13 protein-coding genes are annotated in these 13,502 nt (G+C 55.0%); 8 read left to right on the plus strand and 5 right to left on the minus strand.

Features of this window, described 5'->3' with window-relative positions; translation table 11 throughout:
• Position 1: 1 nt before the first annotated feature.
• Positions 2-1,312, minus strand: coding sequence for a hypothetical protein (locus ABD890_RS05885; protein WP_345086820.1), 1,311 nt, complete (start codon positions 1,310-1,312; stop codon positions 2-4).
• A gap of 792 nt (positions 1,313-2,104) precedes the next feature.
• Here ABD890_RS05885 and ABD890_RS05890 point away from each other — a divergent pair.
• The gene (locus ABD890_RS05890) at positions 2,105-3,115 is read left to right on the plus strand and encodes a DUF1559 domain-containing protein (protein ID WP_345086822.1); all 1,011 of its coding nucleotides are present in this window, start codon (positions 2,105-2,107) and stop codon (positions 3,113-3,115) included.
• A gap of 99 nt (positions 3,116-3,214) precedes the next feature.
• Complete coding sequence (locus ABD890_RS05895; RefSeq protein WP_345086824.1) at positions 3,215-3,382, plus strand: hypothetical protein; 168 nt, start codon at positions 3,215-3,217, stop codon at positions 3,380-3,382.
• A gap of 74 nt (positions 3,383-3,456) precedes the next feature.
• Here the strand turns inward: ABD890_RS05895 and ABD890_RS05900 are convergent, their stop codons facing one another.
• Entirely contained in the window at positions 3,457-3,903 is a 447-nt protein-coding gene (locus ABD890_RS05900) for an RrF2 family transcriptional regulator (RefSeq protein WP_345086825.1), read from the minus strand.
• A gap of 150 nt (positions 3,904-4,053) precedes the next feature.
• Between ABD890_RS05900 and ABD890_RS05905 the strand changes: the two genes are divergently transcribed.
• A complete protein-coding gene (locus ABD890_RS05905; RefSeq protein ID WP_345086827.1) occupies positions 4,054-4,644 on the plus strand; it encodes a protoglobin family protein in 591 nt (196 codons plus the stop codon).
• A 114-nt stretch (positions 4,645-4,758) separates the two neighbouring features.
• Here the strand turns inward: ABD890_RS05905 and ABD890_RS05910 are convergent, their stop codons facing one another.
• Positions 4,759-5,652 carry a mechanosensitive ion channel family protein gene (locus tag ABD890_RS05910; RefSeq protein WP_345086828.1) on the minus strand — a complete coding sequence of 298 codons (894 nt, stop codon included), beginning with the start codon at positions 5,650-5,652 and terminating at the stop codon, positions 4,759-4,761.
• Between the two features lie 163 nt (positions 5,653-5,815).
• Positions 5,816-7,387 carry a sialate O-acetylesterase gene (locus tag ABD890_RS05915; RefSeq protein WP_345086830.1) on the minus strand — a complete coding sequence of 524 codons (1,572 nt, stop codon included), beginning with the start codon at positions 7,385-7,387 and terminating at the stop codon, positions 5,816-5,818.
• A gap of 165 nt (positions 7,388-7,552) precedes the next feature.
• Between ABD890_RS05915 and nhaA the strand changes: the two genes are divergently transcribed.
• The 5 genes from nhaA to ABD890_RS05940 all read left to right on the plus strand — a co-directional run bounded on the left by nhaA (position 7,553) and on the right by ABD890_RS05940 (position 12,239).
• On the plus strand, positions 7,553-8,977 hold the full coding sequence (gene nhaA / locus ABD890_RS05920) for a Na+/H+ antiporter NhaA (protein WP_345086832.1): 1,425 nt from the start codon (positions 7,553-7,555) through the stop codon (positions 8,975-8,977).
• A gap of 100 nt (positions 8,978-9,077) precedes the next feature.
• Positions 9,078-9,773 carry a 3-keto-disaccharide hydrolase gene (locus ABD890_RS05925; RefSeq protein WP_345086834.1) on the plus strand — a complete coding sequence of 232 codons (696 nt, stop codon included), beginning with the start codon at positions 9,078-9,080 and terminating at the stop codon, positions 9,771-9,773.
• 258 nt (positions 9,774-10,031) lie between these two features.
• The gene (locus ABD890_RS05930; RefSeq protein ID WP_345086836.1) at positions 10,032-10,823 is read left to right on the plus strand and encodes a site-2 protease family protein; all 792 of its coding nucleotides are present in this window, start codon (positions 10,032-10,034) and stop codon (positions 10,821-10,823) included.
• Positions 10,820-11,614 carry an SGNH/GDSL hydrolase family protein gene (locus ABD890_RS05935; protein ID WP_345086838.1) on the plus strand — a complete coding sequence of 265 codons (795 nt, stop codon included), beginning with the start codon at positions 10,820-10,822 and terminating at the stop codon, positions 11,612-11,614. The genes ABD890_RS05930 and ABD890_RS05935 overlap by 4 nt, the downstream gene beginning before the upstream one ends.
• A 334-nt stretch (positions 11,615-11,948) precedes the next feature.
• Positions 11,949-12,239, plus strand: coding sequence for a hypothetical protein (locus ABD890_RS05940; RefSeq protein WP_345086840.1), 291 nt, complete (start codon positions 11,949-11,951; stop codon positions 12,237-12,239).
• Positions 12,240-12,372: 133 nt separating this feature from the next.
• Here the strand turns inward: ABD890_RS05940 and ABD890_RS05945 are convergent, their stop codons facing one another.
• On the minus strand, positions 12,373-13,440 hold the full coding sequence (locus ABD890_RS05945; RefSeq protein ID WP_345086842.1) for an Mrp/NBP35 family ATP-binding protein: 1,068 nt from the start codon (positions 13,438-13,440) through the stop codon (positions 12,373-12,375).
• Positions 13,441-13,502 lie beyond the last annotated feature (62 nt).

Raw genomic sequence — 13,502 nt, forward strand, 5'->3', positions numbered from 1 at the left:
GTTAAAACATCTTGGTCAGCAGGATCGCGAATTCGCTATCGAAAAGCTTGTCAGGCCCATCTTTCAGCGGAGCAACTGCGGCGGCCGTCAGAATGTAGTCTTGGCCCAACTGAAACCGCAAACCAGCCGTCGCGTTCAAGACATCGAGACGGTTGTAAGGGTTGGTCACGATGTCCCCACTCGAAGGCCCTGCCGCCGCCAGGTCGGTATCGTTGATCGTGGTCGAGTAATGAAGCTCGCCGATCACGGCGGCTCGTTGGATCCAATGTCCGCAGTGCTGCGACTGATAGAACCAATGCCCCAACGTGTAGTCGAGGTATAAGAAGTTCTGCTGCTGGTATCGCGAGATCGCAAATCGATTGCCCCCATCGCCACGGCTAAATGTATCGCCATTCAAATCGAAGTCGAGCTGGGCGATCGCGGTCGACCAGTTACGGTCGGTGTGACGACGATAGTACGCCACAAACGGTAACAGATGGACCGACTGGTTCTGGATGTAGCAGATGGTGCTGCCGAGCGAACTGTTAGTCAGGCGAGCGTCAGGACCGGTTGGCAAGCTGACGGTCAGACCAGCCGATAACGCCGAGTCGTTCCCTTGCTGTAGCAAGATGCTCTTGAACACAACGCTCATGTTGCCGAACTCGACGTCAGTCTGGCTGCCGCTTCCGTTCACGTCTTGCACGTTATCGAGACCGCCCACCAATGGCATGCGGACTTCGATCGAGGACGAGCCCTCGAGGAACGTCTTTTCTAGACCAAGCGTGACGCGATTCACGTCTTGCCCGGAAAGGTCGATGTTGCGGACCGGCTGGCTGAAGTGGTTATAGTTCACGAACCAACGATTCACCGGAATCGGGCTGACGTTTTCAGCGATCTTGAAACGACGATCACCACCAGCGATCGGGACGTTGAAACCGTTGTTGATGTCGGTGTTACCGTAGCTTGGACCGGCGATCAGCGCGGTCGAACCAAAGAAGTCACCGATCGTGGCATCGCGGAAGCCAATGTTCTCGTTCGCCGAAGCGAACTGGGCCGAAGTGGCGAAGGTAGTCGACGGCAGCGGCATCGCCGGAAGGTCGTCGGCGGGCTGCATCAAGTCGTCGGTCATCGGCACTTCGCCCATTGGCGAAGTGGAAGGCGTCGGCTGGCCAGCCATGGTCTGAGTTGCCCCAGGTTGGCAGGGAACTGGAGGGCAAGGATTGACGCACAGGCACTTCTTGGGAGCACAGTTGCAGTCGGCCCAGACCGAAGTCGCCGAGACCGCGTGTGCTACCAGAGTCGCGAGTGCCACCATCCATAAGCGGCCTTGCATGGGCATTCCCTCGTTCAATCCTACAGTTTCCGACACCAGGTCGGCCGAATCGCAAAATGCAGCCGTTGTTGTTCACTACTCGGCATCCCCTGGAAGGACTCTCCATGCTTGCACAGGTCGAATTCAAGGAGAAATCGGAAAAACTGCAATGGCTGTCACCATCACCCCGCAAAGTCTTTCCAAAGCCCTCATTTTAAAATGAACTCTGAACGAGAGCCCCGGTTCACTCATCCTGGCTAACTGATGTTTGCCTGAAAGTGGCAGCCGCGGCATCGTAGATTCTTGGAAATTTGTTCGCGCATTACCGGGGGACAAAGCACCCGCCCACATTGACCACCCATTCATCGCCGATCGTAGACCAAAGCGCAGCCAAAACGGGTCTGCCCTGACGCAGGGAACAAGAGGTTTCGATTTCAGGAATGGCAATGGGAAAGTCGGTACCTCAATACGCGAGTTGCTGGCAGCTAGTGTTCGTCTGCGCGAAAACGAGATTGCAATCACGTTTTTGCGATAAACGACTGACCGGTCCCACCCTCATGCAGGGAAACTTTTTTTCTTCGGAATCAGCAGAAATCGCTTCATCTCTCCCCCACAATTCCCTTCGCTTTTTCTTCATACGCGACCACTAGCTTCCTTGCTTCGCGAGCCCGTTCCCGCCGGTGTGGCCAGAGAGAACGTGATGGTTCGCGCATCGAGTTTTTCGGCGACGCCCATTCGTTGTCTGGCCTTCCCCTCGGCAGCAACTTCACTCCGACCCGTCGCCAAACACGAACCCATAGGACCTTTCGTTTTATGAACCGCATCTTCCCGCCCCATGCTTCGCGTCGTTCTGCGTTCACGCTCGTGGAACTGCTGGTGGTCATCGCAATCATCGGGATCTTGATCGCCCTGCTCTTGCCGGCCGTGCAGCAAGCACGAGAATCGGCCCGTCGTACCCAGTGCACCAATCACCTGAAGCAGATTGGTCTCGCCTTCCATAACTTCCAAGATACATACGGTCACCTGCCATACGGTGGTAGCGATACGACCGCCGCCGTTCCGATGGGTTCGTCGAGCCCGAGCGACTGCTGCAATGCAGACCAACTCGACTACTTCAACTGGACCTACCAGATCCTCCCCTTCCTGGAACAGACGGCCCTTTATGACCTGGGCGATCCGAACAACGCCACCGGTACCGAAGGCTCGATCGCTCGCAATGGTGTCGCTGGCTACTTCTGTCCATCACGTCGAGTTGCCACGCCTTACGGCGGTAGCAAGGTCTATCGTGCCGACTACGCTGGTAACGCCGGCGAACGTCACAGCAGCGGCATGCGTGCGGGCACCAGCACCGGTAAGCATGGTGTCGTTCGCAACAACAAGACGAAGTTCCCAGCCATGATCGAACACATCCGTGATGGTTCGTCGAACACGATCATGGTTGGCGAAAAGGCTCTCCACGATTCGGCCTACGGGATCGAAGGTGGCGATAACGAAATGTGGAACAACGCCGGTTGGGACGAAGACGTCATCCGCTTCGGTTCGTACTACGACTCGGGCAGCGGCGACTCGACTCCCCTGGTCCCAATCCCAGACTGGGCCGCTCCGAAGTTCGACGACAGCGGGGCCTTTGAATCGTTCGACGCCAAGTACAGCTTGAATGGCGTGTTCAAGGGCTGGCATCCATACTTCGGTTCGTCGCACAACGGTGGCACGAACTTCTGCCTCGGCGATGGTTCGGTTCGCTTCATTCCTTACACCGTCGATGGCCTGGTCTTCACCTACGCTGCCCTGGCCGACGATCGCAAGACGTTCGATTGGCCGTAACTTGCCGTTGGTTTGAAGTCTGAATTCAACTTGCCACTTCGTCCCCTACCCTGTCGAAGTGGCAATGCTCCCTCTCACCCCTCGAAAGAGAATCCTCCGATGAAGTATGTATCGATTGCGATGTTGTTTCTGGCTCTCGGGCTAACCACCGGCTGTGGTGGCGGCACGACCGACAATGGTGAGCTCCAGCAGATGACCGCTGACGAAGAAGAAAACCTCAAGGCTGAAATCCAAGCGGTTGAAGATGCGGAACGAGCCAACCACTAAGCGTGGTTGTCGATTCCGGAATGAAGCCCAGGTTCCCTGCCTCGTTGGTACCTGGGCTTTTTCGTGCGCCGCAACTATTTCTTCTGCGGGCGTTCACTCGGAAACTCGCACAGCGGAATGCTGGTGGTCGGTTCAGCGATCACTTCCGCCAAGGTCGTGCTGCGAAATGCCTCTTCCACGCTGGCCATCGCGTTGTCGAGCCGACGATGGAGCGGGCAAAGATTCTTGCCATGCGCCGAGAGACCTAGTGGACAGGTCGAGATCCGCTCGATCGGATCGACCGCGTTGACCACTTCCAGAATGGTCAGCTCGGCTGGAGACTTCACCAGCGAGATCCCGCCGCCAACGCCCCGCTGCGACTTCACGACCCCGGTTCGAGCCAGTCCTTGGAGGACCTTGGAAAGATAGGCAATCGGAACCTTAGTGCTGTTCGCGATTTCTTCGGTAGTCGAGCTATCCGGAGCGGTGTAGGCCAGGTGGCATACCGCTCGCAGAGCATATTCAACAGTCTGCGAAAACATGCTTTTCCCACAAGTGTGGCTAAATTGGACATTGACATCCAATTATTCGTGTCGTAGATTGCAAAAAACAAAACAGGACTCCTTTGTCCGTTTTGCCTCCCGCCTCATCCAGTTTAGCGTAAGTTCCTCTCTTACTCGATTGGGAAAGCCATGAAACATATCGACGAAGCACGTTTGGAATCGGACCTGGGCTACCGTTTCGGTTATCTGCTCGAGTTCGTAGGTTTTGGCGGAGAGGATATCGAGGCAGTCCATGGTGCCGCGGAAGCGTTGGCCCCCTTGGTCCCAGGGCTGGTCGATGCGGTCTACGACAAGCTTCACGGCTACGATGCCACCTGGCGTCATTTCGTGCCGCGTCAGCACGGCTACGAAGGAGACGTTCCGACTTCGGTCGAAGCGTTGTCGCTCGATCACGAACAGATCCAGTTCCGCAAACAGCACCTGGCACGCTACCTGGTCACGCTGGTCACCAAACCGTACGACGAAAAAATGCTGAGCTATCTCGACATGGTCGGCAAGATTCATACGCCGGCCGCCGGTAGCCGCGACCTCGATGTCCCGCTGGTACAGATGAATGCGTTGATGGGCTTTGTTGCCGACGCTTTGATTGTCACCATTACCGGGCTGGGGTTGGATCGCGAAACGGAAGTAAAGACGCTTCGTGCATTCAATAAGCTGTTGTGGCTTCAGAACGACTTGATCAACAAGCACTACGTGCCTGCCAGTTCAACCGTGGCTTAAGGATATCGCTGCCGCGCAAGCAAGAGACCTCAGGCACGTGTCTTGGCCCCACACAGAAACGAAGGTTACTGTCATGAAAGGCAGTAACCGGCTTCAACTTTTGCGGCCCGTCTTTTACGCAGGCTGCTTTTCTGTTTCTTGATAGAAGTGGACGTCGCGTTGCGGGAACGGAATGTGGAATCCCCGTTCATCCATGCCGACTTTGATCTCTTCGACAATATCGCAGCGTGTCGCCCACCAATCAGGCGTCTTCACCCAACCACGCACTTTGAAGATGATTGCGCTGTCACCTAGTTCAAACACGCGAACTTCGACCGCAGGATCTTTCTGAATTCGCTCGTCGGCCTCGAGTGTCTCGATCAAGAACTGCTTCACCGCCCGAATGTCGTCGTTGTAGCCGCAGCCGATTTCCAGATCGACCATGCGGGTCGCATGCCCGGTGAAGTTGGTGATGACCGCTTTGGTGATCTCGCCATTAGGGACGATCACCCGCTTGTTGTCGATCGTCCGCATCACCGTGTGGAAGATATGGACTTCCTGCACGATCCCAGTCGCACCGGCCGCTTCGACAAAGTCCCCGACGCCGAACGGACGGAACATGATCAGCATGATGCCCGAGGCAAAGTTCGAGAGCGAATTTTGTAAGGCTAAGCCAACTGCCAAACCGGCCGCCCCAACGACGGCCGCCAGCGAGGTGGTATTAATCCCAAGTTGATTCAGCGCGGCGATGATTACCAGACCAACGACCAAGGCATAGGCAATGTTCGACAGGAAACCAGATAGCGTGTTATCGAGATGACTTCGCTGGAGCGCCCGATTGAACAAATTCCGAAAGATGCGCGCTGCCACCCATCCCAAAAATAGCACCACGATCGCGGCGATCACATTGGTCACCCAGATCGGACCTTGCTCGATGAGAAAATCGGAAGCGGTTTTGTAGAACTCGGACAGACGCGTGATGGCATCTTGGGGTGCTTCTTCTTTCCCGGCTTGAGCGAACAGCAGCATAGGACGATCTCCTGAGGTTGGTCTATGAAATCAAGGCTTCGACTTGAAGGATGATTATTTGCCATCGCTAACTGAAGGCCAAGTCGAATCAAGAAACGAAATCGGACCGCGAATCCAATTCGACTCGCGGCCCGATCGTTGAGGTTCAGCAAGTCAAGCGAGCTTACTTGTTGTTCTTGGTCGTTCCATCCCAGTCGTCGGTCCGGAATGGTGTGGCAGGCATGGCCTGAGCGTTCTGCAGGTTCGCCACGGGGTTGTCACCCCAAGCATAGCGAACGGCCACAGGCTCTTTCACTTCAGGGCTCGAAACTCGAACCTTGTTGCTGCCGATCAGTTCAGCCTTGGCATTCACGAACTTTTTATCGGCACCAGCGATAGTGAAACCCTGCAAAGCGCGGGTATCGAACGAATCGAGTTGGCTACCGTAGGTATCCATTTCGATCACGATCGCATTGCCTTCGACGCTCATCGACTTGTAACGCGGGCTTTGGCTAACGATCTTGTAGCCATATTCGTTGGCCAGCGCGAGTCGAGCCAGACGCTTGGCGACGTCTTGCTTATTACGTGGGTGAATGTCTTCCGCTTCGCCCAGATCGATGATGACGGCCTGACCGGTATTCGGCAGGCGATCGAGGGTCATCGTTTGAGCTTCACGAAGTTCGGCCCAAGCACTGTCGCCTGGTTCGGTACGCTCTTGCAGGAAGTCGGCCAACTGAACCCAATAGAATGGAAAGTCCCCCTGACCCCAGCGATCACGCCAGTTCTGGATCATCAGAGGGAACAAGTCGCGGTACTGATAAGCACGACCAGCGTTCGATTCGCCCTGGTACCAGATCACGCCACGGATGCCGTAACCGATGATTGGGTTCAGCACGCCTTGGTACAAGTTCGCTGGACGGTGCTGGTTGGTGAGCGGATTGCGTGGTGGGCCTGGCTTTCCGCCTGGCTCTGGCTTGCCGTCCGCTTTGGCCTGCTTGGCCTTTTCTTCCCAAGCTTTCAGGTTTTCTTTGTACTGGGCAACGGCTTGTTCGTGGTTGTAGGTCGCTTCGGTCTGTTCCCAGCGAGCCATCAGTTCGTTGAACTTGCCACTGTTCTTCAGCACGTCACGTTCCACCCAAGCTTCGGCGGACGAACCACCCCAGGCGTTGTCGATCAGACCGACCGGCACGTCCAAGGTTTGATAGATCTGGCGACCGAAGAAATAGCCAACACCGGAGAAGCTGCCAACCGTATCAGGCGTGCAGAGTTCCCATTTGCCGTTGAACGACTCTTGAGCTTCCTGGGTACCGACCTGAGGCACGCTGATCAGTCGAATCTTGGGGAAGTTCGCCGTCAGACGTTCGAGGTCCGCATCGTTCGAAGCGTTCACGTCCCACTGCATGTTCGACTGGCCGCTGCAAACCCAGACTTCGCCAACCAGAACATCGGTGATGACCTTTTCAGCATCGCCACTTCGGACGACGACCTGGTGAGGCCCGCCGGCTGGCAGAGGCTTCAGCTCCGCTTTCCATTTGCCGTTGTCGTTGGCAGTGACCGTGACTTTCTGGTCACCAAGTGTCACGTTTACCTCGGCACCTTTATCGGAACTTCCCCAGATAAAGATCGGCATGTCGCGCTGTAGCACCATGTGATCGGTGAAGAGCGCCGGCATGGTGAGTTCAGCTTGCAATGAACCAACCAACAGAAAAGTAAAGAGAGCGGCGAACGTACCGCTTTGCATCCAACGGGAGTTCATGAGGGTGTCTCCGGGAAGGTGGTGAAAGGAATAGAAACTCCGGCAAGACCGGTCACTATAGCATAGCGCCAAGCGAGAAACAGCTAGTTGCTACGCCCGTTCCCTGCTCCTAATCTTCCGTTAATCCCCCACCAAACCGGCACCCACCTGAAATCAGGTCAGCGGATGAACGATAATACGCAAGATCAAGACTATTACTTGATGTGGAAGACGCGGGGACCGATCCGTCGGTTGATCTCGCCACTGGAAGGCTTGATCTCAGATGCCGCGTGGGGGGGCGTGCTGCTGATGATCAGTACGATCGGTGCTCTCTACCTCGCCAATAGCCATTGGGCTGAAGCGTATCACGAGATTCTTTCGGCGCCGGTCGATGTTGGACTGGGCAACTCGCATCTCGTGCTCGACGTCCATCACTTCATCAACGATGCCTTGATGGCGATCTTCTTCTTTGTCGTTGGCCTGGAAATCAAACGCGAGATATTAGTCGGCGAGCTCTCGTCCGTTCGTGAAGCAGTCTTACCGGCCGTCGCTGCCTTGGGTGGCATGATCTTTCCGGCAGCGATCTTCCTGCTGATCAATTTGCACTCAACCGCTGGCCAGGAAGGCTGGGGGGTTCCCATGGCGACCGACATTGCGTTCAGCCTGGGTATCCTTTCTCTGTTGGGTTCGCGTGTGCCTCTTGCAGCGAAAGTCTTTCTGACGGCGTTCGCGATTGTCGACGACATTGGCGCGTCGATGGTGATTGCCTTCTTCTATACCGAAGACATCGTCTGGCCGATGGTTGGGTTGGCGTCCCTCTTCTTTGTCTGCCTGGCGCTGTGCAATGCGTTCGGTGTCCGTCGATCGGCACCTTATGTGTTTCTATCGCTCGCCCTTTGGTTTTGTTTTTTGAAGTCCGGCATTCATCCGACCATCGCTGGAATCTTGGCAGCGCTAACGATTCCTGCACGACCGAGACTTCAGTCGGATGAATTCTTGATCTCGACACGCATGCTGCTCGATCGAATCGAAGCACGTCACGAAGAAGAAACGAGCGTGCTTAAAGACAAACAAAGTCACGCGATGATTTCGGATGTCGAAACGGCCAGTCGCTTGACGCAGACTCCACTGAAGCGGTTCGAGAACGCCCTTCACTTGTGGATCACCTTCTTCATCATGCCTGTCTTCGCGTTGGCCAACGCCGGGATCGAACTAAATGGCAACCTGGGTGAGAAGCTGAGTCACCCGGTCACCATTGGCGTGATCGTCGGCTTATTGGTCGGCAAGCAGCTTGGCATCACGCTGTTGGCCTGGGGTGCGGTCAAGATGGGACTGGCTCGACTGCCGCGCGGCGTTTCGTGGGGGATGCTTTATGGCCTGTCGTGGCTAGGGGGCATCGGCTTCACGATGTCGCTGTTCATCACCAATCTTGCCTATGGAAGGATGTCGGAACATCGCGACGATGCGAAGCTGGGTATTCTGATCGCCTCGGCCATCGCCGGTATCGGTGGCTGCGCGATCGTTTGGTGGTGTCTTCCCTCAGAAAAAACAGAAGAAAACGAGGAACATGACTCGACAAACGCCGGGCGAAACTCACCGGAACATGCCTAGCCGCAGGGATGGACATTGCACAGAAACTCAACTATTCTGAATTTCGTTTTCACGATACCCCCTCCGCAATTCACCGGAACACCTCAAGGAAAATATCCCCATGAATCGCTCTTGGATCGCTCCTGCCTGCCTCACCGCCGTCCTGCTGTCGGCCAGCTTCGTTTGTGCTGAAGATGAAAAGTTCACCCCGCTGTTCGATGGCGAAACGCTGAACGGTTGGGTTCAGAAAGGTGGCACGGCAAAGTACACCGTGGAAGATGGCATGATCATTGGGACTTCGGTTCCCAAGACTGGCAACAGTTTTCTGTGCACCGACAAGCCTTACGACAACTTCATTCTGGAAGTTGAGTACATGGTCGACCCGCTGCTCAACTCGGGCATCCAGGTTCGCAGCAACGTTTACGACGAACCGAAGACCTACAAGACGAGCGATGGCAAAGAAGTGAAGGTCGGTGCCGGTCGCGTGCATGGTTACCAGGTCGAAATCGATCCTTCGGATCGTGCCTGGAGCGGTGGCATCTACGACGAAGGTCGTCGTGGTTGGTTGTTCAACCTGAAGGACAAGCCAGAAGCCCAGAAGGCCTTCAAGCAGAACGAATGGAACAAGTACCGCATCGAATGCCGCGGCAACTCGATCAAGACTTGGGTCAACGGCGTTCCTGCGGCCGATCTGAAAGATGACATGACCTCGAGTGGCTTCATCGCCCTGCAGGTTCACGGCATCGGTGGCGACGAAAAGAAAGTCGGCAAGCAGATCAAATGGCGTAACGTGCAGATCATCGAACTGGAAGACTAAGCCTTACGTTTTCCCACGCACTTGATTCACGAAGAGAGGCCGCAACATGTTTGCGGCCTCTCTTTTTTTGCGCCCCTGGATTCATGCGGCCACAAAATAAACGTTAAGATGCCAACTGAATTGCCCTGTTTGCTTTTGTTTTTCGCCTAGTCCTTAAGAGCCTGCTGTCTTGGTTTTGTTCGTTGGCAAACGAACGAATCAAGGCGACACGTTCCAAGGAGCATGGCATCGACCATATTCCTTACGAAATCACCACGCATGTTTCTTACCGAACCGCGCCAGACTCCGTACGACCTCCACTTCAATCTGCTCAACATCCCGGTTCGTATCCATCCCATGTTCTGGTTGGTGTCGGCCTTGATGGGCTTCGCGGCAGATCGAACTCCACAGATGGTATTGCTGTGGATCGTGGCGGTGTTCATTTCGATCCTGGTGCACGAGATGGGACATGCGATTGTGATTCGCTACTTCGGTTGGCAGCCGAGCGTTGTTTTGTATTCGTTCGGCGGATTGGCCATCCATAACCCATACGTTCAATCGCAATACGGCCCTGGCCGTGCAAGGCGGAGCAAATGGACCCAAATCATCATCAGCGCTGCCGGCCCTGCCGCCGGCTTCCTGTTGGCTGGCTTGATGTTAGCGTTCCTGGCAGGCACGCGAGTTGCTTCCATAGAACTGGAATGGTTCGAAGGCACCAACATCCCGCGCTGGTACACGTTAGTCCCCAGCATGGGTCTGATGTCGAAACCAAACGTGTTTGTTTTCATCCTCGACATGTTGTTCATCAACATTTGGTGGGGGCTGATCAATTTACTGCCAATATGGCCGCTCGACGGTGGCAAGATCTCGCGCGAACTTTTTCAGATGGTCGACGGCGGCCAGGCCATTCGTAACTCGTTAATGCTTTCGCTGATTTGTGCAATCGCCGTGGCGATCTGGGCATTTCAAGCAGAACAGCGCTTCATGCCGATCTTTTTCGGCTTCATGGCGATTCAAAACTATCAGGAACTAAGTGGTTCCAATCGATACGGAGGGAACAACCTTTGGTGACCAGTCCACAAAACGAAACAGTGCGTCAACGCTTGATCGTGCTTGGCGCTAGTAACGTGGCCAAGAGCCTGGAAGTTCTTCTGCACGTTGCCCCGGAGATGATTCCACAACCGCTGGAAGTCTATGCCGCGATTGGTCGCGGTCGTTCTTATGGGACCCAGTCGAAGTTTCTCTGCCGACGTCTTCCAGGCATTTTAGAGAGCGAACTTTGGCCTTCGCTGGAAAAAGTTTCTGGTCCAGTAAAAACCACTTCGGTGATCACCGATATCGGTAACGACCTTCTCTACGATCGCACCGTTGATCAAATCATTGACTGGATCGAGCAGTGCATCATTCGCTTGCGGACAACCGAAGGGCCCATCGCGATCACAGGCATTCCACTTGCCGGCGTGCGAAGTTTAGCACCATACAAGTTTCGTGCGCTCCGCGCGATGATGTTTCCTTCTTCGAACCTTCAGTTGGTTACGGTGCAGCAGCGCGCGGAAGAACTCGACGCACGCTTACAAGCGTTCGGCAAAGAAGACGACATCACGTTTATCCCGCAAAAACCCGAGTGGTATGGCTTCGATCCGATTCATTGGCGACAAGCAAAGCGACCGGAAGTGTGGCACACAATTCTTTCTTCGTTAGGCCACACGATGTTCGATTACTCGCGCGTTCGCTCTAACTTTTTTCATTCGATGAAGCATTGGATGACGCGTCCTTACTCGCGCACGATGTTTGGTATCGAACAATCGCAAGCGCAACCATCGATCAAGCGCGGCGAACATCTAACGGTCGCGTTGTACTAAAGCGCGCTGCACGAGCGCGCTTCCAACAACCACGAAGCGCGCGTTTCTCTTCTCTACGCGACCCCGATTTTTTCTCAAAGAAGTTTGCAGTTGTGCATCGTGAGATGTGGAAAACGTGTTGCAAAAAAAACGAATATACGTACAACTTACCTCAGCTTCTTTTGTGAATGCCTGAAGGAAGGCACCGGGTAGCATCGGAAGCTGCACTGCCCTCAGGGCGCCCGGCAAGTTTTTATGTTTGTCGCAACGTAGTGGAACACTGAAAGCGATCGATCGGTTCGATACACTTTCGTTGTCAACCAAGTCGCGACGTGATCTTACGGAGGACGTTTAAGTGGCCACAAAGAAGAAGACTGTTAAGAAGGCTGCACCGAAAAAGGCAACCACCAAGAAGGCTGCCGCCAAAAAGGCTGCTCCAAAGAAGGCTGCCGCCAAGAAGGCTCCTAAGAAAGCCGTGAAGAAGGCCGCCACCAAGAAGGCTGCCCCAAAGAAGACCGCAAAGAAGAAGGTCGTCAAGAAGGCTGCTCCTAAGAAGGCCGCCACCAAGAAGACCACCACGGTTAAAAAGACCGTGAAGAAGGCTGCCAAGAAGTCGGCAAAGAAGACCTCCAAGAAGAAGGCCTAAGTAAGCCCGCTTCGCTGAAGAGACGCACCCACAACGTGCGTCTTTTCCCTCAGCAAGATCACAACGAGACAGAGCCGTTTTTCCTGCGAAAAACGGCTCTAACTTTTTCTTGTCGCTGTGCTGGAAGTGCTGACTACAGAACAGTTAACGTCGGCATCGGTGGCTTCTCTGCGGCCGAGTCGGCCAACTGCTTCACCAGCTTGTAAGCGATCTGCTCGAACCGTGGTGCGGTCACTTCATTCTGCAGAACATCGCTGGTCTTTCCGGCGTCACCCTGTTCTCGAATCGAGATCGTAATCGGCACGTCGCCCAGGAACGGAACGTCCATTTCCTCGGCCTTCTTTTGAGCGCCACCCCGTCCGAAGATGTCCCATTCCTTACCGGTGTCTGGGCATACGAAACCGCTCATGTTCTCGACCAATCCGAGCACCGGAATCTTCACCTTGCGGAACATCACGATCGCCTTGATCGCGTCGAGCAAAGCCACTTGCTGTGGTGTGCAAACGACGACGCTGCCGGTCAGTGGCAACAATTGACTCAGGGTCAAAGCAATATCCCCGGTGCCTGGTGGCATGTCGATGATCAGATAGTCGAGCGGTCCCCAATCGGTATCGCGAAGGAACTGCGTCACCGCACCATGCAGCATGGGGCCACGCCAGATGACCGCTTCGTTCGGATCGACAATCAATCCCATCGAGATGATCTTCATGCCGTCGACTTCCTTCGGCTGAATCCGTTTCTCGATGACTTCCGGGCGACCACTCACACCAAGCAGGTGAGGAATGCTGGGGCCATAGATATCGGCGTCCATCAAACCAACCTTGGCACCCGACTTCTTCAAGGCATAGGCGAGGCACGAAGCAACCGTGCTTTTACCAACGCCACCTTTGCCGGAGCCAACCGCAATGACGCTGCGGGCAGTCAAACCAATCTGGCCGATCGGTTCGATCTTGCGTTGATGTTCGCGGACCTGGATGGTGACCTCGGTCAGATCAGGCATCGCCTTTTGAACGGCCGCTTTGGCCAGCTCTTTGGTTTCTTCCCACAGCGGCGCGCTATGCGTGGTCAGTTCCAGGATGAACGATGCCTTCGATTCATGGACGTCGACTTCCTTGACCTGATCGGTCGTGGTAATCGGACGACCACTAAGCGGGTCTTTGACACTTTCAAGGGCTTTGATGACTTGTTGCACATCAGCCATGGAGAACTCTCCTTCGAGCGGAAGCAGCTTCGCGAAACGTGTGAGGTACGTGCCGCGTGGTT

The sequence above is a fragment of the Bremerella cremea genome (assembly GCF_039541315.1).
GTDB lineage: Bacteria > Planctomycetota > Planctomycetia > Pirellulales > Pirellulaceae > Bremerella > Bremerella cremea.

What these genes read in the sequence shown, in the direction of transcription:
- ABD890_RS05885 (WP_345086820.1), bottom strand. Translation starts at nt 1,312, where the DNA reads ATGCAAGGCCGCTTATGGATGGTGGCACTCGCGACTCTGGTAGCACAC.
- ABD890_RS05890 (WP_345086822.1), top strand. Translation starts at nt 2,105, where the DNA reads ATGAACCGCATCTTCCCGCCCCATGCTTCGCGTCGTTCTGCGTTCACG.
- ABD890_RS05895 (WP_345086824.1), top strand. Translation starts at nt 3,215, where the DNA reads ATGAAGTATGTATCGATTGCGATGTTGTTTCTGGCTCTCGGGCTAACC.
- ABD890_RS05900 (WP_345086825.1), bottom strand. Translation starts at nt 3,903, where the DNA reads ATGTTTTCGCAGACTGTTGAATATGCTCTGCGAGCGGTATGCCACCTG.
- ABD890_RS05905 (WP_345086827.1), top strand. Translation starts at nt 4,054, where the DNA reads ATGAAACATATCGACGAAGCACGTTTGGAATCGGACCTGGGCTACCGT.
- ABD890_RS05910 (WP_345086828.1), bottom strand. Translation starts at nt 5,652, where the DNA reads ATGCTGCTGTTCGCTCAAGCCGGGAAAGAAGAAGCACCCCAAGATGCC.
- ABD890_RS05915 (WP_345086830.1), bottom strand. Translation starts at nt 7,387, where the DNA reads ATGAACTCCCGTTGGATGCAAAGCGGTACGTTCGCCGCTCTCTTTACT.
- nhaA (WP_345086832.1), top strand. Translation starts at nt 7,553, where the DNA reads ATGAACGATAATACGCAAGATCAAGACTATTACTTGATGTGGAAGACG.
- ABD890_RS05925 (WP_345086834.1), top strand. Translation starts at nt 9,078, where the DNA reads ATGAATCGCTCTTGGATCGCTCCTGCCTGCCTCACCGCCGTCCTGCTG.
- ABD890_RS05930 (WP_345086836.1), top strand. Translation starts at nt 10,032, where the DNA reads ATGTTTCTTACCGAACCGCGCCAGACTCCGTACGACCTCCACTTCAAT.
- ABD890_RS05945 (WP_345086842.1), bottom strand. Translation starts at nt 13,440, where the DNA reads ATGGCTGATGTGCAACAAGTCATCAAAGCCCTTGAAAGTGTCAAAGAC.